The organism is Phytopseudomonas daroniae, assembly GCF_004327275.1.
Classification (GTDB): Bacteria; Pseudomonadota; Gammaproteobacteria; order Pseudomonadales; family Pseudomonadaceae; genus Aquipseudomonas; species Aquipseudomonas daroniae.
This window is the reverse complement of the sequence record NZ_QJUJ01000001.1, coordinates 979,991-1,004,741: the sequence shown is the minus strand read 5'-3', so window position 1 is coordinate 1,004,741 and position 24,751 is coordinate 979,991. Positions and strand designations below refer to the sequence as shown.

At 62.6% G+C, this 24,751-nt stretch carries 20 protein-coding genes and 1 pseudogene; 11 read left to right on the top strand and 10 right to left on the bottom strand.

Annotation, left to right across the window (positions count from 1 at the left end; genetic code table 11):
• Positions 1 to 20: 20 nt before the first annotated feature.
• The 3 genes and pseudogenes from DNK10_RS25980 to DNK10_RS04705 all read right to left on the bottom strand — a co-directional run.
• Positions 21 to 659 (bottom strand): annotated as a pseudogene (locus tag DNK10_RS25980) (transposase); the annotation flags it as partial.
• A complete protein-coding gene (locus tag DNK10_RS25975) occupies positions 647 to 1,336 on the bottom strand; it encodes a transposase domain-containing protein (protein ID WP_208738778.1) in 690 nt (229 codons plus the stop codon). The pseudogene DNK10_RS25980 and the gene DNK10_RS25975, both read right to left, overlap by 13 nt.
• 301 nt (positions 1,337 to 1,637) lie before the next feature.
• Entirely contained in the window at positions 1,638 to 3,167 is a 1,530-nt protein-coding gene (locus DNK10_RS04705; protein WP_131190726.1) for an AhpA/YtjB family protein, read from the bottom strand.
• 179 nt (positions 3,168 to 3,346) lie between these two features.
• On the opposite strand from DNK10_RS04705, the gene serB reads away from it, so the two are divergent.
• Positions 3,347 to 4,561 carry a phosphoserine phosphatase SerB gene (gene serB / locus DNK10_RS04700; RefSeq protein WP_131178110.1) on the top strand — a complete coding sequence of 405 codons (1,215 nt, stop codon included), beginning with the start codon at positions 3,347 to 3,349 and terminating at the stop codon, positions 4,559 to 4,561.
• Between the two features lie 75 nt (positions 4,562 to 4,636).
• Here the strand turns inward: serB and DNK10_RS04695 are convergent, their stop codons facing one another.
• From DNK10_RS04695 to DNK10_RS04675, 5 genes are all read right to left on the bottom strand, one after another.
• The gene (locus DNK10_RS04695) at positions 4,637 to 6,700 is read right to left on the bottom strand and encodes an EAL domain-containing response regulator (protein ID WP_131178109.1); all 2,064 of its coding nucleotides are present in this window, start codon (positions 6,698 to 6,700) and stop codon (positions 4,637 to 4,639) included.
• 63 nt (positions 6,701 to 6,763) lie between these two features.
• Positions 6,764 to 8,566, bottom strand: a complete 1,803-nt coding sequence (locus tag DNK10_RS04690; RefSeq protein WP_131190725.1) for a molecular chaperone — start codon at positions 8,564 to 8,566, stop codon at positions 6,764 to 6,766.
• A gap of 356 nt (positions 8,567 to 8,922) precedes the next feature.
• A complete protein-coding gene (gene asd, locus DNK10_RS04685; protein WP_131190724.1) occupies positions 8,923 to 9,774 on the bottom strand; it encodes an archaetidylserine decarboxylase in 852 nt (283 codons plus the stop codon).
• A 64-nt stretch (positions 9,775 to 9,838) separates the two neighbouring features.
• On the bottom strand, positions 9,839 to 10,654 hold the full coding sequence (locus DNK10_RS04680; RefSeq protein ID WP_131190723.1) for a rhodanese-like domain-containing protein: 816 nt from the start codon (positions 10,652 to 10,654) through the stop codon (positions 9,839 to 9,841).
• A gap of 68 nt (positions 10,655 to 10,722) precedes the next feature.
• Entirely contained in the window at positions 10,723 to 12,228 is a 1,506-nt protein-coding gene (locus tag DNK10_RS04675) for an HDOD domain-containing protein (RefSeq protein ID WP_131190722.1), read from the bottom strand.
• A 122-nt stretch (positions 12,229 to 12,350) separates the two neighbouring features.
• Here DNK10_RS04675 and motA point away from each other — a divergent pair, with 122 nt between their 5' ends.
• Complete coding sequence (gene motA, locus DNK10_RS04670; RefSeq protein WP_131178104.1) at positions 12,351 to 13,202, top strand: flagellar motor stator protein MotA; 852 nt, start codon at positions 12,351 to 12,353, stop codon at positions 13,200 to 13,202.
• Between the two features lie 5 nt (positions 13,203 to 13,207).
• Positions 13,208 to 14,230, top strand: a complete 1,023-nt coding sequence (gene motB, locus DNK10_RS04665; protein ID WP_131190721.1) for a flagellar motor protein MotB — start codon at positions 13,208 to 13,210, stop codon at positions 14,228 to 14,230.
• Between the two features lie 54 nt (positions 14,231 to 14,284).
• Here motB and rsgA read toward each other — a convergent pair whose 3' ends face one another.
• Complete coding sequence (gene rsgA / locus DNK10_RS04660) at positions 14,285 to 15,316, bottom strand: small ribosomal subunit biogenesis GTPase RsgA (protein WP_131190720.1); 1,032 nt, start codon at positions 15,314 to 15,316, stop codon at positions 14,285 to 14,287.
• Positions 15,317 to 15,435: 119 nt separating this feature from the next.
• On the opposite strand from rsgA, the gene DNK10_RS04655 reads away from it, so the two are divergent.
• Positions 15,436 to 16,227: a class I SAM-dependent methyltransferase gene (locus tag DNK10_RS04655; protein ID WP_131190719.1), complete on the top strand. Its 792-nt coding sequence runs from the start codon at positions 15,436 to 15,438 to the stop codon at positions 16,225 to 16,227.
• A 27-nt stretch (positions 16,228 to 16,254) separates the two neighbouring features.
• On the top strand, positions 16,255 to 16,797 hold the full coding sequence (orn, locus tag DNK10_RS04650) for an oligoribonuclease (protein WP_131190718.1): 543 nt from the start codon (positions 16,255 to 16,257) through the stop codon (positions 16,795 to 16,797).
• Positions 16,798 to 16,951: 154 nt separating this feature from the next.
• On the opposite strand, the gene queG is transcribed toward orn, so the two are convergent.
• On the bottom strand, positions 16,952 to 18,019 hold the full coding sequence (gene queG / locus DNK10_RS04645) for a tRNA epoxyqueuosine(34) reductase QueG (RefSeq protein WP_131190717.1): 1,068 nt from the start codon (positions 18,017 to 18,019) through the stop codon (positions 16,952 to 16,954).
• A 58-nt stretch (positions 18,020 to 18,077) separates the two neighbouring features.
• Here queG and DNK10_RS04640 point away from each other — a divergent pair, with 58 nt between their 5' ends.
• From DNK10_RS04640 to hfq, 6 genes are all read left to right on the top strand, one after another.
• The gene (locus tag DNK10_RS04640) at positions 18,078 to 19,577 is read left to right on the top strand and encodes an NAD(P)H-hydrate dehydratase (RefSeq protein ID WP_131190716.1); all 1,500 of its coding nucleotides are present in this window, start codon (positions 18,078 to 18,080) and stop codon (positions 19,575 to 19,577) included.
• A complete protein-coding gene (tsaE, locus tag DNK10_RS04635; protein WP_131190715.1) occupies positions 19,565 to 20,032 on the top strand; it encodes a tRNA (adenosine(37)-N6)-threonylcarbamoyltransferase complex ATPase subunit type 1 TsaE in 468 nt (155 codons plus the stop codon). Before DNK10_RS04640 ends, tsaE begins: the two co-directional genes overlap by 13 nt.
• 20 nt (positions 20,033 to 20,052) lie before the next feature.
• Positions 20,053 to 21,471 (top strand): N-acetylmuramoyl-L-alanine amidase, encoded by a 1,419-nt coding sequence (locus DNK10_RS04630; protein WP_131178333.1) that lies wholly within the window; start codon positions 20,053 to 20,055, stop codon positions 21,469 to 21,471.
• A complete protein-coding gene (gene mutL, locus DNK10_RS04625) occupies positions 21,468 to 23,342 on the top strand; it encodes a DNA mismatch repair endonuclease MutL (protein WP_165495941.1) in 1,875 nt (624 codons plus the stop codon). Before DNK10_RS04630 ends, mutL begins: the two co-directional genes overlap by 4 nt.
• A 70-nt stretch (positions 23,343 to 23,412) precedes the next feature.
• The gene (gene miaA, locus DNK10_RS04620) at positions 23,413 to 24,369 is read left to right on the top strand and encodes a tRNA (adenosine(37)-N6)-dimethylallyltransferase MiaA (RefSeq protein WP_131190714.1); all 957 of its coding nucleotides are present in this window, start codon (positions 23,413 to 23,415) and stop codon (positions 24,367 to 24,369) included.
• 112 nt (positions 24,370 to 24,481) lie between these two features.
• Positions 24,482 to 24,742, top strand: coding sequence for an RNA chaperone Hfq (gene hfq / locus DNK10_RS04615; protein ID WP_042554464.1), 261 nt, complete (start codon positions 24,482 to 24,484; stop codon positions 24,740 to 24,742).
• Positions 24,743 to 24,751: the final 9 nt, after the last annotated feature.

Sequence of the window (24,751 nt, the reverse complement as noted above, 5' to 3'; positions counted from 1 at the left end):
GGCCTTGCGCCTAATGCCAGTCAGTTAATCTGACTGGCATTTTTCTTTTTGGGGTACTTGATCGGTTTAGGTTTCACGACGCGGGGATAGTGCCGTTCTCGCCTGGGTGGCAGGACGAAGTGACGGGCCTGGATTCTCAGCTCTGCCAGCCGTTGCGGGATAGTCGCCGGTGTTTGCGTGGGGCAATAACGCAGAGCCCCCGCGATGGCGATGGCCAACCACTGGAAGCTCAGGCGTTGTGGGGGTATTTCCAGCTCCTCGGCCATCAGGTGCATTTCCTGGCGGATCAGGTTGTAGGCCAGCAAGGTTCCCCATAACTCCTGCCGAGCGAGTTCAGGGAGTTTGCTGCGCAGCAATCCGCCATCTTGCAGGCCTTGCTTGATCTCGCGGTAACCCAGTTCGATCTCCCAGCGCTCGCGATAGTGAGCCGCCACCTGATCGGTCGGGTAGCGGTGCGGATCACAGAGCGAACTCAGGTAGCGCCTGGGCTTACCATCGACCCTGCGCTCAATCAAACGGGCCTGCCAGTACTCGGGGAGCTGTGGTTGCTGTCGACGGGCCTTAGGCGAGACCGGCAGACGTACCAGCCAGTCACCCGGCCCAAAGGTCTTTACGATGTCATGGCGCAGTGTTGATTTGGCACGCATCAACCAGTGACGCTCGGCGCCTTGCCTCTGCCAATCAAGAAGGAAGGTGGCCGAGTAGTAGGCACGATCAAAATGGTCAGCGAATGGTCACCCACCGCCTGCGCCAACTCCCGGGCGAAACTGAGTTCCCCCACCGCAAAGCTGCCGAAGCGTGCGGCGCGGATCAGGTGGCTATAGGTGTCCATGAGGCAGACCCCACGGGCCTGGGGCCAGTTACTGACACCGTGCTGGTTCTTTCCGCTGGAGAAGGCCTCGCGATTCTCCGGTGTATCCGGCATCGACCAGACCACGCCATCCACGGCAAAACTGCGTAGCCCATGAAAACGGGCGCAGGCGGGAGGCTCGGTCGCCAGCCAAGCCTGCGCCAATTGCTCGAACAAGGCCTCCAGCGGGGCCTCGCCCAAGCGCTGCCGCGCCTGCACCACTGCACTGGGCGCAGGAGCCAACCCCTGTCCATCGGATAGGCCCAGTTGCTGCACGATCAGCCAGATGGGTTCGTTCTTGAACAAGGCCATCCCCACGACCAGCCACACAATGCGCTCAGCCGGCAGGCGCCGACGGCGAAGCGAAACCGTTCCGGTCAGCCTCAAGGCCTCCTCGATCCATAACGGATCAATCAGTTGCGAGAACCGCTCGAAGGAGGCTGGATTGAGCTCGGCGGTCTGCCGGAGTGCTTGCTGGATGGACATAAAAAAACAGGCTCATGGAAATCCAGGAGCCTGTTTCTATGACCGCAGCCTCGGAGTCAATGCCTTAACTGACTGGCATTAGGCCTTGCGCCGGCCTTTTCGTGGGCGTTGCGTAATGCCTGACAGGACGCTACAAGGCGGTAGCGGACGTAGGGTGGATGACGCTCTTTTCATCCACCATTGCGATTGCAGAGCGGTGGACGGATAAAGCGTCGTCCACCCTACGACAGGCCGCTTCCGCCTTCTTGCGGTCGAACATGATACGTCTGCAGGTGACACGCAGCAGATCGTGAGCAGGTTCTTAGCGCTCTTCGCGCAGCCGGGCCATTTGCCGTTCGAGCAACGCCGGATAGGGATCGAGCAGACGTTCGACGCAGCTGGCGCCCTCGGGGCTGGCGATGGCGCGGATGCGGGCGCGCTGGCGTAGCGTGGCATCTTCGCCCACGCGGCGTTCGACCAGCAGCAGATTACGGCTGTGCTGGGAAAGCGCCAGGGCATCCTGCGCGGTTTCGCTCAGCAGCAGGTCGCCTTGACCGAGATCCTGCAGGTCTTCGCCCAGGGTCAGGCCGAGCTGCAGATGCAGGGTGATACCGCTGTCGGCAACCTCGATCTGCAGGGCGTGGCCCAGGGCACGCAGCAGTTCGCCGCAGCAGATGGCGTGGGTCAGGTAATCGTCCTGGCTGTCCTGATGGTGGAACAGCATCAGGCTGCTGCCATCGTTCAGGGTGTGCAACTCGGCCTTGTACAGGGTCGCGGCTTTATCCAGGCAGTCGCGGTAGCTTTGCAGCAGTTCCATCAGGCGCGTGCGCGGCAGGCGACGCAGCTGTTCCTGGGCGCCCAGCTGGACGGCCAGCACGGCACTTTTCTGTGGCGCTGCAGGTGGCATCGGGGCGATGTGAGCAGGCGTTTCGTCGCTGTCATACAAATCGGCGAACGCATCGTCGTCAGCGTCCTCGTCACGTCCACGGCTCGGTGGATCGTAATCGTCGGCGTCGAAGCGGGTGTCGCGCAGGTCGCGAACCTCGAAGTGCGGCTCGTCGTCGCGATCGTCTTCGTCTTCATCCGCGTCATCCAGGAACTGCTCGTCCAGATCGTCGAGGTCGTCGAGGTCGTCGAACTCAGGCTCCGGTTCCGGCTTTTCCGGCACCAGGCGGGCTTGCAGCTGGCGCGCCAGCTCGCCGATTTCGTCCTGGCGACCGGCACCCGGGGCAGGATCATCCGGGTCGCGCAACCAGACGCGCAGCTGCAGCAGTGGCGTGGAGATCTGTCGGCCCAGGCGCAGGCTCAGGGAGAGCGTCAGTGCCAGCAGGATCAGGCTGAGAATGCCCATGCTCTGCAGGCTGATGGTCATCGGCTGCTGGAATTGCTGCATGTCGAGGCTGATGCGCAATTGTCCGGCCATCACTTCCTGGAAGGTGATGGGGGTGGAGTACAAACCTTCGGTTTCGCCGAGCATGCTCTTGCTCGGGCGCGTGCCGGCTTCGGCGAGGATGCGGTTATCCACGCTGTAGATGGCTGCGTGGGCCACCAGCGGGTTCTTCACCAGGTTGTTGAGCAGCACGTTGAGGCTGAGGATGTCGTTGGACACCAGCAGCTCGGTAGCCGAGGCCGCCGTCTGCGTGATCAGGCTGCTGCCCAGGGCTTCGGCCTGCTGCTGCATGGCCTGCTTGAACTGCATGCCAATCACCCAGGCATAGATCACCAGCGCCATGGCCACCAGCAGCAAACTGTGACTGACGATGCGCAATGCCAGCGGCACGCGACGTTGGCGCAGTGCACGGAAAAGCAGAAGGAAGAAATTATCGGGCTTTACGGGGGCGGGCCGGTTCACAGAGCTCGGCTCATGTCGACTGTAGGTGCCGCGCAGTATAGCGAGCGACCCGCGCAGGGCAAAGCGCCGCGCGTGTTCGGGATGTGTTGAAAGTGGTTAGAATGTGCGCTTTTCACCGGCCCTGCTGCACATCGCCGTTCGGCAGACCGTTCATTGTCCTGCGAGCTCCGGAGTACGCCTTGCGCGAAATCGTCCTGATCAACATTACCGGTGAAGATCGGCCTGGCCTCACGGCTGCCATTACCGGCGTATTGGCCCAAGGTGGCGTGAACATCCTCGACATCGGCCAGGCAGTCATCCACGACACCCTGTCGTTCGGCATCCTGGTGGAAATCCCCGATAACGAGCGCGCATCCTCGGTGCTCAAGGACATCCTCTTCACCGCCTACAAGCTCGACCAGCAGGTGCGTTTCACGCCGGTATCGGAAGACGATTACCAGAGTTGGGTCGCCGGCCAGGGCAAGGCGCGGCATAGCGTGACGCTGTTGACCCGCAAGGTCACCGCCGAGCAGTTGCAGCGCGTCAGCGCGATCACGGCCAAGTACGGCTTGAACATCGATCATATCGACAGGTTGTCCGGGCGCATGCCGCTGGACATGCCGGCGGAGCAGGGCAAGGGCTGCATCGAATTTTCCGTGCGTGGCGAGCCCAGCGATTCGGCTGCCCTGCGTGCCGAATTCCTCAGCGTGGCCCAGGAGCTGAATGTCGATATCGCCTTCCAGGCCGATTCGTTGTTCCGCCGTAACCGCCGCCTGGCGGTGTTCGACATGGATTCCACGCTGATCGAGGCGGAAGTGATCGACGAGCTGGCCAAGGCTGCCGGCGTTGGTGAGCAGGTGTCGGAAATTACCGAGCGGGCGATGCGCGGCGAGCTGGACTTCCGTGCCAGCTTCAAGGAGCGCCTGGCGCTGCTCAAGGGCCTGGATGTCGGCGTGCTGGACGAGATCGGTGCGTCGCTGCGCCTGACCGAAGGTGCCGAGAACCTGTTCGCCGAGCTCAAGCGCCTGGGCTACAAGACGGCCATCCTGTCCGGCGGCTTCACCTATTTCGCCAAGCAGCTGCAGGCCAGGCTGGGCATCGATTACGTATTCGCCAACGAGCTGGAAGTGATCGATGGCAAGGTCACCGGCGTAGCCGTCGAGCCCATCGTCGATGCGCAGCGCAAGGCGGATCTGCTGCGCGAGCTGGCGCATAAAGAGGGGCTGCGTCTGGAGCAGACCATCGCTGTCGGCGATGGCGCCAATGACCTGCCGATGCTGGCCATCGCCGGTTTGGGTGTGGCGTTCCGCGCCAAGCCACTGGTCAAACAGTCGGCCAAGCAGGCGATTTCCACCCTGGGGCTGGATGGCATCCTTTATCTGCTGGGTTTTCGCGACCGCGACGGACAGGAATAAGACGGGTGACGCGGGTCTGTTAACGCTTCGGCATGACCGCGCCGGAGCGCTAACAGACCCTTTCGCTCCGTTCGCTTATTCGTCGGCCGAGAAGTTGTAGTTCATCGACTGACTCGGGCCCTGCAGGTAGTAGCCCTGGATGTAGTTCGTGCCGGCCTGCCACAGCGTGGCGAGCACGCTGGCGGATTCCACGAACGGCACGATGGTCAGCTTGGCCTGGCTGTGCAGGCTGGCCAGCATGGTTTTCAGGGCTTCCTGGTTGGCCGGGTCGGTCAGATCCTTGGAGAAGGAGCCGTCGATTTTGACGAAATCGACGGGCAGGTGCCTGAGCGTGTTGAATGGGTTCAGTGCGCAGCCGAACTGGCTCAGGGCGATATGGCAGTGCAGATCCTTGAGGCCCTGGGCCAGCGCTTTTGCCTGTTTCAGATAGGCGATGGCGTCCGGCTCGCTGAACTGGAATACCAGCGCATCGGATGGCAGGCGCGCGGCTTTCAGGGCAACGCTGAGCCACGGCAGCAGCGTCTGATCCTGCAGGCTGGCATTGGAAAGATGCACGAACAGGCGAGTCGCGTGCCCCTTGGAGCGGTGATCGGCGAGCAGTTTGATCGAGCTGAGGATCACCCAGCGGTCGATCCTTTCGCCCATTCCCGCTTCCCTGGCCACGGCGAGGAATTGTCCGGGCGGGACTTCCTGCCCTGAAGGGCTTAGCAGGCGCAGCAGCACTTCATAGTGTTCGTGTTCATCGCCACGCAGACTGATGACCGGCTGGAACAGCAGGCGGAAGCTGTTCTGCTCAAGGGCTTGCTGCACCATGGCCACCACGCTGCCGCGGCTTGCAGCCGCAGCCAATTCTTCAGCCGGGTCGAACAGCTTGAGGGTGCCGGGCTCGTCGATCTGGTCGGCGCAGCGCTGGGCGCGGTCGATGACTTCTCCGGCCTTGGGCGTGGTTTCGTTGAGACCCGCAACGCCGATCGACAGGGTGGTCTGTGCGGTGCGCCCGTTGATGTCGAACAGATGTCCTTCGGTTTTTTTCAGCAGGGCTTCGAGCTGCGGGCGCTGTTGCTGTGGCGACATGCCCGTCTGCAAAACGGCGAACACATCGTCCCCGAAGCGCGCCAGGTGTGCATCCTGCGGGAAATGCGCGCGGAGCAGGGTGGCCAGGTCGGTAAGCAGCAGATCGATGGCCCCGAGGCCCATTTCAGCGAGCAGGGCGGCATAACGGTCGACACGAATGTAGGCCAGGCTCGCCGATTGCTCGTCGTTGACGGCGCGGTGGGCAGCCGTGTCCATCAGCTCGATGAAGTGGGCGCGGTTATACAGGCCGGTCACCAGATCCTGACTGCTGATTTCCCGTAGCTTCTCTTCCAGCTCGGCGTTGCCACTTTCGGCACGAATCACCACCTGAATGCAGGGTTCGCCGTCGTACGCCGCTGGAGACAGCGTGACGCGCGCCGAGAAGGTGCTGTCGTCGGTGCGCACGCCCGCGCAGGCCAGCTCGGTGTTGTCCAGATGCTGGTGGTTTTTCAGGAAATCCTTGAAGGCACTCTGGTCGGCGCTGCCGATCAGATCGATCATCGGCAGGCCTTCCAGCTCTTCGGCGTCGTCGAAGCCGAACAATTCGAGATAGGCGCGGTTGGCATAGATATGCATGCCGTCATGCACATAGGCGATGGCATCGACCGAACTGTCCAGCAGCAGTTGGCAGCGCTTCTCCGCCTCGCGCAGGGCTACCTCGGCGGCGCGGCGTGCGCGACGTTCCTCGAGGTTGACCAGTTCGCGACGAGCGACCAGCACCAGGCGCTCATCTTCACCCTGGGGCAGGGCATCCTGAGCACCCAGCATGAGCGCTTCGGTAACGCTGTCGGGCTCGTTGTCAGCCAGCAACAGGATGACCGGAATGTCTTTGCCCTGACGGCGAATGGAGGCGAGGGCCTCATGAGGTTCCAGGCATTCGCTGAGCGGTGCGCAGATCAGCAGATCCCAGTTGTTCTCGAGGGCTTCGAGCAGATCCTCGCTGGAGGTCAGGCGGTGTACGCGAGTCGCATTACCGGCGTTGCGGAACAGGCTGACGAGACGCTCGGCCTCGTTCTGCGAGTCTTCGAGAATCAGCAGGCGGATGGTTTTCTTTTCGATGGCCATTAGCGAAGTCGAATCTGCGATAAAACAGCAGAAGAAAGCAGGAAATAAAGGATTTCCCGCAATCTACAGTGACTTCCAGAGTGAGTCAAAGTCTTCCTCCCCGGCCGGCCGCTGGCTTCCGGAGGCTGTGACAGAGGTCGCGTGATCCGCGGTTTTCTGCTCGAGATCGTGGTATTCGAACTGGCTGAAACTGCTGGTGCTGGTCTGCTTTTTGCTCAGCACGGCGCGGTGTTCTTTGCCGTTGGTGTTGATCAGCACCTTGCTACCTTCCTGGAAGGGCAGGCGCGGTGTTATCAGTGTGGCCGGCCGGGAAATGGCGGCGATTTCGGGCAGCAGCAGCGCACGCAGGTACTGGCTGTTCTGCTCGGCCTTGCGCACCAGTTGCAGGCCACAGGACTGTGCGTATGGGGCGATCAGTTCGATGCCCATCTGCGTGCCGCCACCACGTACCTGGCGAATCCAGCGCACCACCGCGACACTCCAACCCTGTTGAGGGGTGTCGCGGATGCCCAGCAGTTCACCGGCCTGCAACTGGTTGGGGACTTCCTTGGGCCAGGACAGGCAATAGCCGCCTGGGCTGTGGTTGACGATCGACAACGCGTAGCTCGGGTAGCTTTCGCTGGCGTCAGACGTCGACAGCTCCTGCTTCTCGGCGGGCTTGTGGTATTCGATTTCTTCGAACGGGAATCCGTTTTCCCAATCGTTGATGCGTTGGGCGTCGTGGGCGCTGGACCAGATGTCCGGTTCACTACTGACCGGCTTGAACGAGGCGGTGGTCTTTAGCGGTTGCTTGAGAATCTCGCTGAATGCCCGGCCGTTGGCCAGGTAGTAGTTCAATGCGCTCATGCCGATGCACAGCGTCATGCTGCCTGTGCCCTGGGTACGCTGAAAGGTACGTTCGGAAATGTCGCCCCAGGCGGTGGCTGCGTGTTGCAGCATGTCGACAGTGAAACCGTCCGGCACCTGCAGGCGGGATCGGGATCGCTCCTCGGGCAGCAACTGCAGATGATCCTTGATGGTGTCGACCAGCAGCGTCGGGTCGATACCCAGCGCGCCCTGCAGTTCGCTCGGCTGGAACAGCGAGGTATAGCGTAGCGGGCCATCCAGTTGCGGCGCCACGGCGAAGATGCTTGATGGATGACCGTCCGCCTGCAGGTTGACCAGCGCGCTCCAGGGCTCCAGTGCCTCGGCCAGGCGGGAGATGGCGCTCTGGCGCATCTGGTTGCAGCGCGAGCAGCCGATCAGCAGGGCCACGATGTAGCTTTGTTCGACACTCAGCCCCTGAGTATGGCGAGCCAGAGGGTCGCGGATTACTACCTTGTGCAGATTCTGCTGACGAGCGATCAGATAGAGTTGGTGCAGCTCCAGCCACAAGCCTTCGGGAACCGGGCAATACAGCTGGCTGGTACGAACCAGTGGGCCATTGAGGCTGTGAACGGCACGTTGCAGTGCGATGCCGAGCAGTTGGTTGCGTTCGCGGTTCGGCTGCGAAGCGAGGCGCGAAACGATCAGCTTGTAACCGATGGCCAGGTGGTTCTGCAGGGCCTGGCACAGGTTGGCCACTTTACGCGGGCGTTCGTCGAGGACGATGGCCTGGTTGAGAAAGTGGCGCTCCAGATGCTGGCAGACGAAATACACCTCGGGGCGCAGCAGCTCGAGCAGTTGCAGGCGGTTATCCGAGGGCGTCAGCAACTGATTGAGCTCGATCAGCGCCTGATACAGCTGGCGTGCGGTTTCGCCAATATTGGCCTTGGGCAGGCCGGCAATCCAGCGTTTCAGGTCGCGTGGCGTGGCGTCGCAGAAAGTCAGGCCCTGCTTGGTCGGCGTCGGAACGCGGAGCAAAAGGTGGGGGCTCTGTTTATCCATCTAACTTCGTTACTCCAGCGCCAGCTTGCGAGCGAATCGTTCGGTTATCGGAGGCAACTCTAGCATCATAACGCCATCATCGCAGTCCTTGCGGCGCTGATGGCAAAGGCTGCACGTCGCGCTCTTGGAGCCCGCCCACGACTTCTCGACGAGACTCCACGTGTAGTGGCGGCACGTGGTGGGAGCGGACGTAGGGTGGACAACGCTCTTTTTGTCCACCATTGCGATCGTGAATCGGTGGACGGATCGGGCCGCGTAGGTGAAGCGTCGTCCACCCTACTGCCTGATTGCCGTCGATCCATAGGAGTACGGTTCCTATTTGCCAAGTACACAAGGATCGTGAACAGGCTCTTGGCTCATTTACCCAGCAACTGGCCCATGCGCACCGGACTGTTGGCACCCAGCTCCTCGGCCCATTGCACCTGCTCGGGGCCGAACAGCACGATGGCAGTGGAGCCGAGCTTGAAGCGGCCCAGCTCCGCACCTTTGTCGAGACTGATCGGTGCCCGCGCGGCCTCGTCGTAGCGTACGGTTTTCAGCTCCCGCTTGGGTGGCGTGATCAGGCCGGCCCAGACAGTTTCGATGGAGGCGACGATCATCGCGCCAACCAGCACCACGGCCATGGGGCCACGCTCGGTATCGAACAGGCAGACCACGCGTTCGTTGCGGGCGAACAGCTCGGGAACGTTTTCGGCCGTGGTCTGGTTCACCGAGAACAGGCGACCAGGTACGTAGATCATTTCCTTCAGTGTACCCGCCAGCGGCATATGGACGCGGTGGTAATCCTTGGGCGACAGATAGACGGTAGCGAAGTCGCCGCCCATGAAAGGCGCCGCGCGCTCGCTGTCACCACCCAGTAGCTCGGTCACGCTGTAGCTGTGGCCCTTGGCCTGGAACACGCGACCATGTTCGATACGGCCGAGCTGGCTGACGGCGCCGTCGGCAGGGCAGAGCACCGCGCCGGGCAGGTTGTCCAGCGGGCGGGCGCCTTCTTTCAGGGCGCGGGTGAAGAACGCGTTGAAGTGTTCGAAGGCGGTCGGGTCTTCGACCTGCGCCTCGCTCATGTCGACCTGATACTGCTTGACGAACCAGGTGATCAGGCGGTTCTTGAACCAGGGCGCCCGGCATTCTGCAGCGCAGCCGATCAGGCGCGACAGCAGGTGATGCGGGGTCAGGTACTGGCTGAGGATAAACAGGCGTTCTTTCATCTTTATTCCTTGGCAGCCCGACGTCTCTTGCCGGGCGAATGACAAGTGGACAGTCAAGTCACACTTACTGTTCGACAGGTGTATCGGGATGATTGCCCCATTCGCTCCAGGAACCGGCGTAGGCCTTGACCCGCGGATAGCCCAGGGCCTTGGCGACCAGGTAGGTGAAGCCGGAGCGGCGATGGGTCTGGCAGTGGGTGATGATTTCCTTGTCGGCGCTCAGGCCCAGCTGGTTCAGCTGCTGGCCGATATCCTCACGGATGCGCAGGGCGCGGGCGGGATCCATGCCGGCCGTCCACTCGAAATGGATGGCGCCGGGAATATGTCCGCCCCTGGCTGCCTGCACCTTCTCGCCGCGATACTCCTCCAGCGAGCGGGCATCCCAGATGGCCAGGTCGTCGGCGCCCAGGCGCGACTTCAGGTAATCCAGGCTGGCGGTCGGCTCATCACTCAGGGACAGGGACACCGAGGTGTTTTTCTCTTCCGGGACATCCTGGCTAAGCGGGCGCTGCTCCGCCTCCCAGGCGCCGAGGCCGCCGTTGAGGAAGTGGTAACGCTGGTGGCCGATCACATCCAGCAGCCAGATGAAGCGCCCGGCCCAGCCGCCGCCCTCGTCGTCATAGACCACGTAGGTGGCATCCGGGTGATGGCCAAGCTCGCTGAACAATTGCTCCAGCGCGTCTCGGCCGGGCTGCAGGCCGGGTGCTGGCGGCTTGCCCAACTGGGTTCGTTTGGCGTCGACGAAGCGGGCACCGGGAATGTGGCCGGCCTGATAACGGGCGCTGCTGCTGAGATCGACCAGAATCAGGCTCGGCTCTTCCAGTCGCGTAGCGAGATCCGCTGGCTCGATGACCAGCGGCAGTTCGTCGAAGGCAGTCATGCAGGCCTCGTTGGCAGAAATAAGAACGGGATTGTAGCGCAGGCAAGGCCGGGGAAAAGAGCCGTCGCTCAGCGGTTGTGTTTGCTGAACGTGTCCAGGGCGCGCTCTATGCATTGCGCGGTCTTGGCGAAGGCTTGCAGGACAGTATCGCTGATCGGTTTTCCGTGCAGGTCGGCGAACAGGATCATCACTACACGATCATTACTGGCCAGGGAGCGAATCAGCAGATGTTCACTGGGCAGCAGGGCTTTCAGGTTGCCTGGGAGCAGGGCGGAAAACTGGGCGATATTGGCCGGCGTCAGGTGCAACTGTGCCGGTGCCTGCAGCAGGCGGCGCAATACCTGGCTTTGCGCCGGGTCGAGAGTCAGGCCGTTGGTGCCAGCATCGACCCCGGCATGCTGCTGTACTTGAAGGCGGCCGTGGTTGCGGTCGGCCAGCAGCATGACCAGGCGCGACAGGCCGGTCGCCTGCAGCGCCTGGCGGGCGCAACGGGTGAGCTGTTGCACGTTGGTGAACGTCGTTGGCTGGGCAAGCAGCTGGGTGCACAGTTGGCGCCAGTCGGTGGCTTGCGGTGCCGGTTCGGGCGTCTGCAAGTGCCGCGTATCCCAGGGCCACAGCAGCGCCTCGGCGGGGTGCCAGAGGCCGGTGGTGTCCAGTTGCCGCGCACTTTGCGCGGCATTCTGGTGAATGTGCTGGTGCAGCTCCGGCAATGGCATCTGCAGGTACAGGCTGTTGAGTCGTTGCCAACGTCGGGTGTGGCTACCGCTCCAGGCGTTGTGCGCCGAGACCGCCAGTCCATTGGCCAGCAGAATGCTGTTGGCCGGCTGGGTAAGCCAGCGCTGCAGCGTCGGGTCGGCGTCCAGTTCCTGCTGCTGGCGCAGCGGATCATCGTGTCGGCGTGCCAGGCGCAGTGCCTTGGCCAGCAGGCGCCGGTCGTTGAGCAGCAACTGATAGCCCTTGATGATCCAGACAGGCAGGCGCCAGTGCTTGGCCAGCGCCAGGCACAATTCGAACAGGGAAATACCCAGCAGGTCGTGCTCGACCCGTGCAGGCGACTCGCCCTTGATCAGTACCCGTTGCTCCCATGCCTCGAACAGTTGCGGATGAGCCGCCAGCAATGCCCATACCGGGGAGAGGAACAGCAGGCTGCCCCAGTGGATTTCCTGCCATAGACGAGCGAGGCGTGCAGCGAACAGACCATTGGCCTGCTGTGCGGCGTGCTGGCTGATCAGCTGGATCTGCCGCAGTGGCTGGGGAATATCGGCAACGGCCCTGGCCGGTATGCGTACCAGCAGTTCTTCGGCCCGTTTGAGGCCCAGGCGATTGAGTGCGGTTTCCAGGCTTTCCGCCGCTTCACCGAGGCTGCTGTCTTTACGATTGGCTTCGCGCAGTACGCTTAGCACCAGCGCCGGGCTGTCCTGCATCAGCTCGGCGATCTCGCGCAACGAACGACGGCTATCGCCCAGCGCCTGGCGTACCTGCTGGTGATATTGGGTCGGGATGGGCAGCACCTGACCATCCAGCTGCTTGAGCCAGGCATCGAGTGTGCGCGGTAACGGTGTGCTTGCGACCATGGGGATATGCGAAAATGGCTTTTTTTAGACTTAACTGACTATAGTCTCGCGCATCTCTTCCGATAAGTAGAAGGGGTGTTTCGCACGTCTTCCCTTTCTTTTCACTTTCGTAAGTTTTTTCTATGGCCAAAATCATCGGCATCCTCGTTGTCATCGCCAGTGTGTTCGGCGGTTTCGTTCTATCTGGCGGTCAGCTAATGGCGCTGGCGCATCCTTTCGAGGTGCTGATCATCGGCGGTGCCGCGCTGGGCGCGTTCCTGCAGGCCAACCCTGGCAGCATGTTCATGACCGTCCTCAAGAAATCTCTGAAGATGTTCAAGTCGCGCTACACCCATGACTATTATCTGGAGGTGCTGCGTCTGCTCTACGAGATTCTCAACAAGGCGCGACGCGAGGGGATGATGGCCATCGAGGCCGACCTCGAGGAGCCCGCCGCCAGTCCGATCTTCAGCAAGTACCCGGCGGTACTGGGTGATGAGCGCATGGTCGCCTTCATCTGCGATTACCTGCGCATCATGTCCTCGGGCAACATGGCACCGCACGAACTGGAAGGCCTGTTCGACATGGAGCTGACCAGCCTCAAGGACGAGCTCGAGCACCCGTCCCATGCCATCTCGAAGGTTGCCGACGCTCTGCCGGCCATGGGTATCGTCGCAGCGGTATTGGGTATCGTGCTCACCATGTCGATCCTCGCCGAGGCGGACAACGCGCAGATCGGCGAGAAAGTGGGTACCGCGCTGGTCGGTACATTCCTCGGCATTCTTGGCGCCTACGGTTTCTTCGGCCCGCTGGCCGCGGCGCTGGAGCACGATGCCAAGGAAGAACTGAACGTCTACGAGGCCATCAAGGCCGGCCTGGTGGCTTCGGCCTCCGGTATGCCGCCGTCGCTGGCGGTGGAGTTCTCGCGCAAGACTCTTTACCCGGCGCACCGCCCGAGCTTTAGCGAGCTTGAACAGGCCATGCGCGGGAACTAGGCACCATGGAAAACAACCAGCCAATCATCGTCAAGCGAGTCAAGAAGGTCGTTGGCGGCCACCACGGTGGTGCCTGGAAGATTGCCTTCGCCGACTTCGCCACGGCGATGATGGCCTTCTTCATGGTGATGTGGCTGATGTCGTCGGCTACGCCTGAGCAGAAGAAGCTGATCTCCGGTTACTTCAAGGATCCCGTCGGCTTTTCCGAAAGTGCCAGCCCCTATGTGATTGACCTCGGCGGTTCACCCACGCCTTCGCCGGATCGCACCTTAAACGATCAGCCGCAGGTATCGCCGGGGGAGCAGGCTGATGTCGATCCCAAGGATCCGGCCGAGCTGGATGCCGAGAAAGCCGAGGCCATGGCCGAAGAATTGGAGCGCGAACGCCTCGAACTGTTGCTGCAGGAACTGCAGAACAAGGTCGAGCAGGATCCGCAATTGCAGCGTTTCAAGGATCAGATTCTTTTCGAAATCACCCAGGATGGTCTGCGCATCCAGATCGTCGACGCTGAGAACCGGCCGATGTTTGCCTTGGGTAGCGCCCGGTTGCAGCCGTATTTCGAGGACATCCTGTTTGCGCTGACCGACACCATCAAGGCGGTGCCGAACAAGATCAGCATCAGCGGCCACACCGATGCCAAGCCCTTTGCCGGTGCCGGTGGTTTTGGCAACTGGGAGTTGTCGGCCAACCGCGCCAACGCCGCGCGCCGTGTGTTGATCGCCGCCGGCTATGACGATGCGCAGGTCGCGCGGGTGGTCGGCTACGCGTCCTCGGCACTCTTCGACCGTGACGACCCCTTCAATCCGGTAAACCGGCGCATCGATATCGTGGTGCTGACCAAGAAGGCCCAGCGCACCATCGAAGGCGAGCAGGGCGGTGGCGAGGTAGCGCCCGAGCAGGCGCCGGACGCTCCTGCTGGCGGCACCGGCGGCGCGTCGGTTGTCGAGCCGTTATCCAATGAGCAGGTGCGTGAGCGGTTGAATATCTTCGATGACGGCGCGTTGCAAATGGATCAGCCGGAGGAGTGATCAGGCGCGTAGTTGGCGTCCTTTCATGCTCCTGAAGGTGATCCCGTTGGTTGCTCAGTACTCCGACTCCGGCAGGCTGGCCAGAATATGCCGGTAGCTGTTCATCCGCTGCGGTTGAATGCGCCCATCCTCCAGCGCCTTGAGCAGCGCGCAGCCTGGCTCGCGGTCATGCTTGCAGTCACGGAAACGGCAATGCCCGAGCAACTCGGCGAATTCTATGAAGCCCGCCTCCACGTCGTCACGGCTGACATGCACCAGGCCGAATTCACGGATACCCGGTGAGTCGATCAGCTGGCCGCCGCCGGGGAAATGGAACAGCCGCGCCGTGGTGGTGGTGTGCGTGCCCTTGCCGGTCAGTTCGGACAACGGGCCAACCCGGGTGTCGACGCCCGGTAGCAGGCTGTTGACCAGCGAGGATTTGCCCACGCCGGACTGGCCGACGAATACGCTGATATTGCCGTCGAGTTGCTGCTTGAGCTGTTCCATGCCATCGCCCTCCAGGGCGGACACTTCTAGCAGCGGGTAGCCCAACTGGCGATACACGCCGAGCAGGGCATTCAGCGCTGTTTCGTTCTGCGCATCGATCAGGTCGGCCTTGTTGAGCAGCAGCAGCGGACGGATACCGGCATGTTCGGCAGCGACCAGGTAGCGGTCGATCAGGTTGGCGTGAGGTTCGGGCAGTGGCGCAAAGACGATGACGATCAGGTCGACGTTGGCGGCCACCGGCTTCAGTTGGCCACGGGTGTCCGGTCGGCACAGTTCGGTATCACGTGGCAGTTGCGCGACGATCACGCCAATGCCCTGATTGCCAGGGCGCCACACTACGCGGTCACCGGTGACCAGTGTCGGCAGGTTGGCGCGCAGATGGCAGCGAAATACCTGTCCCGACAGCTCGCCGTCCGTGGCCTCGACTTCCACCTGTACGCCGAAGTGAGCGATCACCAGGCCGGTCTGTTCCGGGCCCAGGTCGCCGCCTTCCAGGGTCTCCACCACGCGCGATTCGCGTTTGGCCGCACGTGCGGCGCGTTCACCCTGGATCTTTTCGATGCGCCAGTTTTGCCGGCGGTTGAGTTGGCGTTTGGCCATGGGGCTTCCGAGTTTGTGATGCGCTGAAAATGGCTGCGAGTCTAGCATGCCCGCAGCAGCGGCAATTTCCTGTTCCCCGCGCTAGACTGGCCGTCCGTCTCCCTATGAGCCTCCTGGGCATGGCTGTTTTTCATCGCGCGCTATGCCGTCTGGGTGAGCGCTACCCGGCGTTGCTGGCCTTGCTGATCCAGCTGGTTGTCACTTTGTGCATAGGGCTGGCGATCATTGCTGCGGCCCATCTGTCCAGTTGGCGGCCCAGCCCGCTGGTGGCCGGCCTGCTGCACGGTTTGTTGGCAGCAAGCCTGGCGCGCAGGTTGGGGTTGTCGCGCTGGTGGTGGTGGCTGAACCTCGCGTTCGTGCCGTGCCTGCTGTTGGCCAGTGGCGCACCGCTGCCGTCCTGGTTGTTCCTGGTTGGTTTCGTACTGCTACTGCTGCTCAACTGGAACAGTTTTGCTGAACGGGTACCGCTGTACCTTACCGGCGCCGGCAGCCGACGCGAGCTGGCGCGGTTGCTCGAGGAGCGTGGCGAGCATTTCGCTTTCGTCGACCTCGGCTGTGGCCCGGCGGGCACTCTACTGTGGCTGGCGCGGCGTTTTCCCCAGGCACAGTTCACCGGGGTGGAGACCGCGCCGTTGTCTTATGCCATCGCGCGCCTGCGCAGTATCGGTCAGCGCAATTGCCGGATTCGTTACGAGAACCTCTGGCGCAGCGATCTCGCAGTGGTTGATGTCGCCTACTGCTTTTTGTCGCCTGCGCCCATGTCCGCGCTGTGGGGCAAGGCCCGTGCCGAGCTGCCAGCAGGCGCCTGGCTTATCAGTAATACCTTCGAGATTCCTGGCGTGGCGGCGCAGCGGGTGGTCGAGCTGAAAGACTGGCGCGATTCGCGCCTGCTCCTTTGGGAGATTGGCTAGAATGGCGGTTCTACAGAGGAGCGCAGCATGCAGAATCCACAGAACCTGATCTGGATCGACCTGGAGATGACCGGGCTTGACCCCGAGACGGACGTCATCATCGAAATGGCCACCATCGTTACCGACACCGAGCTCAACGTGCTGGCCGAAGGTCCGGTGATCGCCGTGCACCAGAGCGACGAGCGCCTGGCGGCCATGGACGAGTGGAACACGCGCACCCACGGCGAAAGTGGTCTGACCCAGCGCGTGCGCGCGAGCCGTATCAGCCAGGCTGAAGCTGAAGAGCAGACCATCGCGTTTCTGGAAAAATGGGTGCCGAAGGGCAAGTCGCCGATCTGCGGCAACAGCATCGGCCAGGATCGACGCTTCCTCTACAAGTACATGCCGGCGCTGGAAGCCTACTTCCATTACCGTTACCTGGATGTCTCGACCCTGAAGATCCTCGCCGAGCGTTGGGCGCCCGAGATCAAGGATGGCTTCCTGAAGAAGGGCAGCCACCTGGCGCTGGACGACATCCGCGAGTCGATTGCCGAGCTCAAGTATTATCGCCAGCACCTGCTCAAGGTCTGAGGGCCGCAGCGTCAAGCTGCAAGCCACAAGCTTCAAACATCAGTTGCAGTGGCTAGCCCGTAGCCTGGGTTAGCCGAAGGCGTAACCCGGGGATTCCGGGGCTGGTAACGTCCTGGGTATCGCTGCGCTCAACCCAGGCTAAGGGAGAGTGGTGCTAGGCACGCCTCGCATGTTGTTCCAGCGCCCATTGCACATGCTCGCGCACCAGCTCCGATGGGTACTCACGACGGGCTTCCAGCGCCTCCAGCACCGGAATGCTCGAGGGTGCGTTGCCCAGGCCGACGGCCAGGTTGCGCAACCAGCGCTCGTAACCGGCGCGGCGCAACGGTGAGCCTTCGGTACGGCTGAGAAATTCTTCCTCGCTCCAGCGAAACAGCTCGGCCAGCTCGGCGTTGTCCAGGCTGTGCCGTGGCTGGAAGTCACTCTGCTCGGTGGCTTTGGCGAAGCGATTCCACGGGCAGACCATCTGGCAGTCGTCACAGCCGAACACGCGATTGCCGATGGGCGCGCGCAGTTCCTCGGGAATCGGGCCTTTCAGCTCGATGGTCAGGTAGGAAATGCAGCGCCGCGCATCCAGCACGTAAGGGCCGACGAAAGCGGCCGTCGGGCAGACATCCAGACAGGCGCTGCAGCGGCCGCAATGTTCGCTGGTGTGGGGCGCGTCCTCGGGCAGCGGGATATCGACGAACAGCTCACCGAGGAAGAAGTAACTGCCGGCCTTGCGGTTGAGCACCAGCGTGTTCTTGCCGATCCAGCCCAGGCCCGATTGTTCGGCGATGGCCTTTTCCAGCACCGGCGCGCTGTCGACGAAGGCTCGGTAGCCGAATGGCCCGATGGCCTGCTGAATGCGCTCGGCCAATTGTTGCAGGCGTTTGCGGATCAGCTTGTGGTAGTCGCGGCCCAGGGCGTAACGCGACACATAGGCCTTTTCCGGCTCCTGCAGGCGCTGCGCCATCTGTGTGTCGCCAGGCAGGTAATCCATGCGCAGCGAGACCACTCGCAGGGTGCCGGGCACCAGTTCGTCCGGATGTGAACGTTTGCGGCCATGCGCGGCCATATAGTCCATCTCGCCCTGATAGCCGGCATCCAGCCAGCGCTGCAGGTGCGCCTCGTGTTCGCCCAGCTCCAGGCCGCTGATGCCAACCTGCTGGAAGCCCAGTTCGCGCCCCCAGTCCTTTATGGACTGGGCGAGGCTGGTGAGGTCGGGGGTGGCATCAGTCATGCTGGGCGGAAATCTGGGATAGTCGACGTATAATTCTGCCAGACATCGGAGCACAGGCATGCGGCATTCATCAGATGATCTTCCCATCGCGCTTTACAGCGCCGCCCAGGTGCGTGGGCTGGACGCCCGGCTGATCGCCGCTGGCACGCCAGGTTTCGTGCTGATGCAGCGCGCCGCACACGCCATCTGGCGCGCCTTGCGCCGCAACTGGCCTGACGCAGGCGCGATCACCGTGCTGGCCGGGCACGGTAATAATGCCGGCGATGGTTACCTGGTGGCTGCACTGGCACTCCGTGCCGGGTGGCAGGTTAGGCTATTGGCGGTGGCCGAACCGCAGCGCCTGCAGGGCGACGCCGCCCTGGCGCGCGATGAGGCCCTGGCCGCCGGAGTCGAAGTTCTGGTCTGGGAGAAAGAGCTCGAGCCACAAGGCGTGCTGGTCGATGCGTTGCTCGGTACTGGTCTGGCGGGCACCGTGCGTGAGCCCTATGCCGACGCGATTCGCTGGATCAATGGCAGTGACTGCCCCGTGCTGGCGGTGGATATCCCCTCGGGCATCTGCGCCGATACCGGCCAGGTGCTGGGCGTGGCGGTAAAGGCCCGGCTCACCGTGACCCTGATTGGCCTGAAGATCGGCCTGTTCGTCGGCCAGGCGCTCGATCATGTCGGCCGTCTGGCGTTCGACGACTTGCAGGCCGACGCGGCGACCGTCGCCGATCAGCAATCCGTTGCGCAGCGTCTGGCAGGCCATGTTCTGCCGCGGGTACCCGCTCGGCAACCGACCACCCACAAGGGCCGGCTTGGTCATGTGCTGGTGGTGGGTGGCGATCATGGCACTGGCGGTGCCGCGCTGCTGTCAGCGCAGAGCGCGCTGCGTGGCGGTGCCGGCATGGTGTCGTTGGCGACTCGCGCCGAGCATGTCGGCGCTGCACAGACCCGACTGCCGGAAGTGATGAGCCTGGCGGTCGCCTCGGCCAATCAATTGCATGATATTGGTAGCAAAATCACGGTGTGGGTGGTTGGGCCGGGCCTCGGCCAGAATGCCTGGGCTCGCAGTCTGTTGTCGGCCGCATCGGCGTCGTCCGCCGCCCAGGTATGGGACGCCGATGCCCTCAATCTGCTCGCCGCGGGTGTCGTGAGCATCGAGCCGGGTAACGTGATCACTCCGCATCCCGGCGAGGCGGCGCGCCTGCTGGGCATCTCGACCCAGGCGTTGCAGGCCGATCGCCCGGCCGCGGCCAGGGCGCTGGCCCAACGCTACCGAGTGATTTGCGTGCTGAAAGGTGCTGGTACGCTGATCGCCGACCCGGCTGGCCACCTGCTGGTCTGTGATCGTGGTGACCCAGTAATGGCCGGCGCCGGCCTGGGGGATGTGCTGGCCGGGCTGATCGGTGCGCTGATCGCCCAGGGCTGTACCCCATGGGAGGCCGCCAGCCTGGGTGTCTGGCTGCATGCCGGAGCAGGTGAGTACCTGGCAGGTAAAGGAAATGGTCTGGCGGCGAGCGATCTGTGCGACGCTATCCGCCATTTGTTGCAGGAGCGAGCCGCTTGTCCGAAATAGAACTGTTCGCCGCCGATGAGGACGCCATGCTGGCGCTCGGTGCGCGTATCGCCAACGTCACCGAAGGGCGCGGGGTGATTTACCTCGAAGGCGACCTGGGTGCGGGCAAAACCACGCTTTCACGCGGCATGCTGCAAGGGTTGGGGCACAAGGGCGCGGTCAAGAGCCCGACGTTCACCCTGGTGGAACCCTACGAAATCGGCTCGATTCGCGCCTTTCATTTCGACCTCTATCGGCTGGTCGATCCGGAGGAGCTGGAGTTTCTGGGGATTCGCGATTACTTCGAGGGCGATGCCTTGTGCCTGATCGAGTGGCCGCAGCGCGGTACCGGCGTTTTGCCAAAGGCCGACCTGGACATTACCATTACCCCGCGAGCGGGTGGCCGTTCGCTGCTACTTCGCAGTCATGGTGCGAAGGGTGATAGCTGGTGTGCCGTGTTGGCTGCCGGGGCATGAACAAGAAAGTGGGGGCGGGTATGCGCATAGGCGCGCGATTGATCGCGGTCGGACTGATGTTGGCGGTCATGGCAGCCGACGTGTGGGCCGCATCGGATGTGCGCAGCGTTCGCCTCTGGCGCGCGCCGGACAACACGCGCCTGGTCTTCGACCTCTCCGGGCCGGTGCAGCACAGTGTGTTCACCCTGTCTGCCCCGGATCGCATCGTCATCGATATCAGCGGCGCCAAACTGGTGACCCCGTTGGATCAACTCGCGCTGAGCAATACGCCGATCACCGCGTTGCGTTCGGCGCAGCGCAGCGCCGACGACTTGCGCGTGGTCATCGATCTGTCGTCTCAGGTCACGCCGAAGAGTTTCACCCTGGCACCGAATCAGCAGTACGGTCATCGCCTGGTAGTCGATCTGTTCGATCAGGCTGCGGACGCCGCGCCAAGCCTGCCTTCGACGACAACGGCCAGCGCACCACCGGTGCCGGTCACGCCGACCCAGGCGCCGCCCAGGCTGGCACCCGTGCCAGGCGGCAAGCGCGACATCGTGATTGCCATCGATGCCGGTCACGGCGGCGAGGATCCGGGCGCCCTCGGCCCAACCAAGGGGCAATTCGAGAAGCACGTGACCCTGGCCATCGCCAAGGAACTGCAACGGCAGATCAACGCCGAGAAAGGCTTCCGTGGTGAGCTGGTGCGTACCGGCGACTATTTCATCCCGCTGCGCAAACGCACCGAGATCGCTCGCAAGAAAGGCGCCGACCTGTTCGTTTCCATCCATGCCGATGCCGCCCCCCGCGCTGCGGCGTTCGGTGCTTCGGTGTATGCCTTGTCGGATCGTGGTGCGACCTCGGAGACCGCACGTTGGCTGGCCGATACCGAAAACCAGTCCGACCTGATCGGTGGTGCCGGCAACGTCAGCCTCGAAGACAAGGATCGGATGCTTGCCGGCGTGCTGCTCGATCTGTCGATGACGGCATCGCTGTCATCCAGCCTGAACGTCGGCCAGAAAGTGCTGGGGCAGATGGGGCAGATCACTCCGCTGCACAAGCGCCGTGTCGAACAGGCCGGCTTTATGGTGCTGAAGTCCCCGGATATTCCGTCGATCCTGGTGGAAACCGGGTTCATTTCCAATCCGACCGAAGCGCGCAAGCTGTTTAGCGCGGCTCATCAGCGCACGCTGTCGCGCTCGATCGTCACAGGCGTCAAGCAATTCTTCGAGCAGAATCCGCCGCCAGGTACTTACATTGCCTGGCTGCGTGACAATGGCAAGATCGTTCAGGGGCCTCGCGAGCACGTGGTCAGCTCGGGTGAGAGCCTGGCGCTGATCGCCCAGCGTTACCAGATCAGCCTGGCGACGCTGCGTTCCGCCAATTCGCTGAAAACCGATGTGATCAAGGTCGGCCAGACGCTGCACATCCCCGCGACCTCGCTGGCAGGCCAGCCATGACCGAAGTGATGCGCATCCAGCTGCTGAGTCCGCGGCTGGCGAACCAGATTGCCGCGGGTGAGGTGGTCGAACGGCCGGCTTCGGTCATCAAGGAGCTGCTGGAAAACAGCCTGGATTCCGGTGCCAAACGTATCGAGGTGGATGTCGAGCAAGGCGGTGTGAAGCTGCTGCGCGTTCGCGACGATGGCCGCGGCATCGCGGCGGACGACCTGCCCCTGGCCCTGGCCCGTCACGCCACCAGCAAGATCCGCGAGCTGGAGGATCTCGAACAGGTCATGAGCATGGGCTTTCGTGGGGAGGCCCTGGCGTCGATCAGTTCGGTGGCTCGCCTGACCCTCACGTCGCGTACCGCCGATGCCGATCAGGCCTGGCAGGTGGAGACCGAAGGTCGTGACATGCAGCCGCGTGTTCAGCCGGCCGCGCACCCGGTCGGTACCTCGGTGGAAGTGCGCGACCTGTTCTTCAACACGCCGGCCCGCCGCAAGTTCCTGAAGGCCGAGAAGACTGAATTCGATCATCTGCAGGAAGTGATCAAACGCCTGGCGCTGGCCCGTTTCGACGTGGCCTTTCACCTGCGCCACAACGGCAAGAATGTGCTCTCGCTGCATGAGGCCAACGATGACATCAGTCGTGCTCGACGGGTCGCGGCGGTCTGTAGCTCGGGTTTTCTGGAGCAGGCGCTGCCCATCGATATCGAGCGCAATGGCTTGCACCTGTGGGGCTGGGTCGGTTTGCCGACGTTTTCCCGTAGCCAGGCGGATCTGCAATATTTCTACGTCAACGGCCGCATGGTGCGCGACAAACTGGTCGCCCATGCGGTACGTCAGGCCTATCGCGACGTGCTGTTCAACGGCCGTCATCCGACCTTCGTGCTGTTTCTGGAAATCGACCCGACTGCGGTGGATGTGAACGTGCATCCGACCAAGCACGAAGTACGTTTCCGCGAAGGCCGTACGGTTCATGATTTCCTCTACGGCACCTTGCATCGGGCTCTGGGTGAAGTGCGGCCGGAAGATCAGCTGGCGACGCCGGCTGCTGTCGAAACCATGCTGCGACCCACTGGCCAGGCCGCGGGCGAGTTTGGCCCGCAGGGCGAAATGGGTTTGGCGGCCAGCGTGCTGGAACGGCCTGTCGAGTCCGTTTGGCGCTCGCCGGGCTCCGGTTATCAGGGGCAGCGCAGCGAGTCGTCGTTGCCAGCGGCGGAAGCTCAGGGCATCTATCGGGAGTTCTTTGCGCCAATGCCTGCGGGCAGTGCCCCGGCCTCGTTGCCGGAAGCACAGGGCGATATTCCGCCTCTGGGCTACGCCATCGCTCAGCTCAAAGGCATTTACATCCTCGCCGAAAGCGCCCATGGCCTCGTCGTCGTGGACATGCATGCGGCCCATGAGCGCATCACTTACGAGCGTCTCAAGGTGGCCATGGCCAGTGAGGGGCTGCGCGGCCAGCCATTGCTGGTGCCCGAATCCATCGCCGTGAGCCAACGCGAAGCGGATTGTGCCGAGGAGCATGGGCTGTGGTTCCAGAAACTGGGCTTCGAACTGCAGAGGCTCGGCCCGGAAACCCTGGCGATCCGGCAGATTCCGGCGTTGCTCAAGCAGGCCGAGGCGACGCGCCTGGTCGGTGACGTGCTTTCCGATCTGCTCGAATATGGCACCAGCGATCGCATTCAGGCTCATCTCAATGAGCTGCTTGGCACCATGGCCTGCCATGGTGCGGTGCGCGCCAATCGCCGCCTCACGCTGCCGGAGATGAATGGCCTGCTGCGCGACATGGAGCAGACCGAACGCAGCGGCCAGTGCAACCACGGTCGACCGACCTGGACGCAAATGAGCATGGATCAATTGGACAAATTGTTCATGCGCGGCCAGTAACGAGCGGGCCGCGCTTGCGAGTGGCGGCCCATACCCTGAAAATGGGCGGCCGTTTATCCGAGCCTTGCCGATGTCCTCCCTTCCTCCCGCCATCTTTCTGATGGGGCCGACCGCAGCCGGCAAGACCGATCTGGCGCTGGCGCTGGCTCGTGTTCTGCCGTGCGAACTGGTCAGTGTGGACTCCGCGCTGGTCTATCGGGGCATGGATATCGGCACGGCCAAGCCGGACAAGGCCACTCTGGACGCGTTTCCCCATCATCTGGTGGATATCCGCGACCCCGCTGAAGCCTATTCGGCCGCCGAGTTTCGCCGCGATGCCCTGAACCTCATGGCCGATATCACCGCCCGTGGACGTATTCCGCTGCTGGTGGGCGGTACCATGCTCTACTTCAAGGCCTTGCTCGATGGCCTGGCCGATATGCCGGGAGCCGATGCCGAGGTGCGGGCCGAACTCGAGGCGCGTGGACAGCGCGAGGGTTGGGGCGTGTTGCATGAGGAGCTGCATGCGGTGGATCCGCAGTCGGCGGCACGCATTCACCGCAATGATCCTCAGCGGCTGGTGCGTGCTCTGGAGGTATTCCGGGTCAGCGGCATGACCATGACCGAATTGCGCCTGCGGCAGAGTGAAGTCGGCTCGGAAGAGGGCCGTTTCCCCTATACTGTGGCGCAATTGGCGATAGCGCCTGCCCAGCGGCAAATTCTCCACGAACGAATCGCGCAACGATTTGATCTGATGCTGGAACAGGGCTTCGTTGCCGAGGTCGAACGCCTGCATCGAAGAGGTGACCTGCACGCGGAATTGCCGTCTATAAGGGCAGTGGGCTACCGGCAGGTATGGGAACATCTGGAGGGGCGTCTGAGTACGTCGTTGATGCGTGAGCGGGGTATCATCGCCACTCGTCAGCTGGCCAAGCGACAGTTCACCTGGTTGCGTAGTTGGGAAAATGTGCACTGGCTGAACAGTCTCGATTGCGACAATCTGCCGCGTGCCTTGAAATACTTGGCGGCGGTCTCCATATTGACCTGAGATCTTGCCGCGGGCCGTCTATCCTTGGGGGAAGGCGTGCCAAAGCCGTTTGCTGGTTAACCAAAATCGTTCAAAAACTATTCTATTATCGATCCATTAAGGAGTGCGGCACATGTCAAAAGGGCATTCGCTACAAGACCCTTACCTCAACACTTTGCGTAAGGAACGCGTCCCGGTTTCCATCTATCTGGTCAACGGTATCAAACTGCAGGGCCAGATCGAGTCCTTCGATCAGTTCGTCATCCTGTTGAAGAACACCGTCAGCCAGATGGTTTACAAGCACGCTATTTCCACTGTGGTACCGAGCCGCCCGGTTCGTCTGCCAAGTGCTTCCGAGTCCGAACAGGCTGAGTCCGAGCCTGGCAACGCTTAACCTTAACCC

Coding starts and splice junctions, on each gene's coding strand:
- DNK10_RS04675 (WP_131190722.1), bottom strand. CDS start 12,228: ATGGTCGCAAGCACACCGTTACCGCGCACACTCGATGCCTGGCTCAAG.
- DNK10_RS04640 (WP_131190716.1), top strand. CDS start 18,078: ATGCGGCATTCATCAGATGATCTTCCCATCGCGCTTTACAGCGCCGCC.
- DNK10_RS04630 (WP_131178333.1), top strand. CDS start 20,053: ATGCGCATAGGCGCGCGATTGATCGCGGTCGGACTGATGTTGGCGGTC.
- asd (WP_131190724.1), bottom strand. CDS start 9,774: ATGAAAGAACGCCTGTTTATCCTCAGCCAGTACCTGACCCCGCATCAC.
- DNK10_RS04690 (WP_131190725.1), bottom strand. CDS start 8,566: ATGGATAAACAGAGCCCCCACCTTTTGCTCCGCGTTCCGACGCCGACC.
- motA (WP_131178104.1), top strand. CDS start 12,351: ATGGCCAAAATCATCGGCATCCTCGTTGTCATCGCCAGTGTGTTCGGC.
- DNK10_RS04680 (WP_131190723.1), bottom strand. CDS start 10,654: ATGACTGCCTTCGACGAACTGCCGCTGGTCATCGAGCCAGCGGATCTC.
- DNK10_RS04655 (WP_131190719.1), top strand. CDS start 15,436: ATGGCTGTTTTTCATCGCGCGCTATGCCGTCTGGGTGAGCGCTACCCG.
- queG (WP_131190717.1), bottom strand. CDS start 18,019: ATGACTGATGCCACCCCCGACCTCACCAGCCTCGCCCAGTCCATAAAG.
- rsgA (WP_131190720.1), bottom strand. CDS start 15,316: ATGGCCAAACGCCAACTCAACCGCCGGCAAAACTGGCGCATCGAAAAG.
- mutL (WP_165495941.1), top strand. CDS start 21,468: ATGACCGAAGTGATGCGCATCCAGCTGCTGAGTCCGCGGCTGGCGAAC.
- motB (WP_131190721.1), top strand. CDS start 13,208: ATGGAAAACAACCAGCCAATCATCGTCAAGCGAGTCAAGAAGGTCGTT.
- DNK10_RS04695 (WP_131178109.1), bottom strand. CDS start 6,700: ATGGCCATCGAAAAGAAAACCATCCGCCTGCTGATTCTCGAAGACTCG.
- DNK10_RS25975 (WP_208738778.1), bottom strand. CDS start 1,336: ATGTCCATCCAGCAAGCACTCCGGCAGACCGCCGAGCTCAATCCAGCC.
- orn (WP_131190718.1), top strand. CDS start 16,255: ATGCAGAATCCACAGAACCTGATCTGGATCGACCTGGAGATGACCGGG.
- hfq (WP_042554464.1), top strand. CDS start 24,482: ATGTCAAAAGGGCATTCGCTACAAGACCCTTACCTCAACACTTTGCGT.
- miaA (WP_131190714.1), top strand. CDS start 23,413: ATGTCCTCCCTTCCTCCCGCCATCTTTCTGATGGGGCCGACCGCAGCC.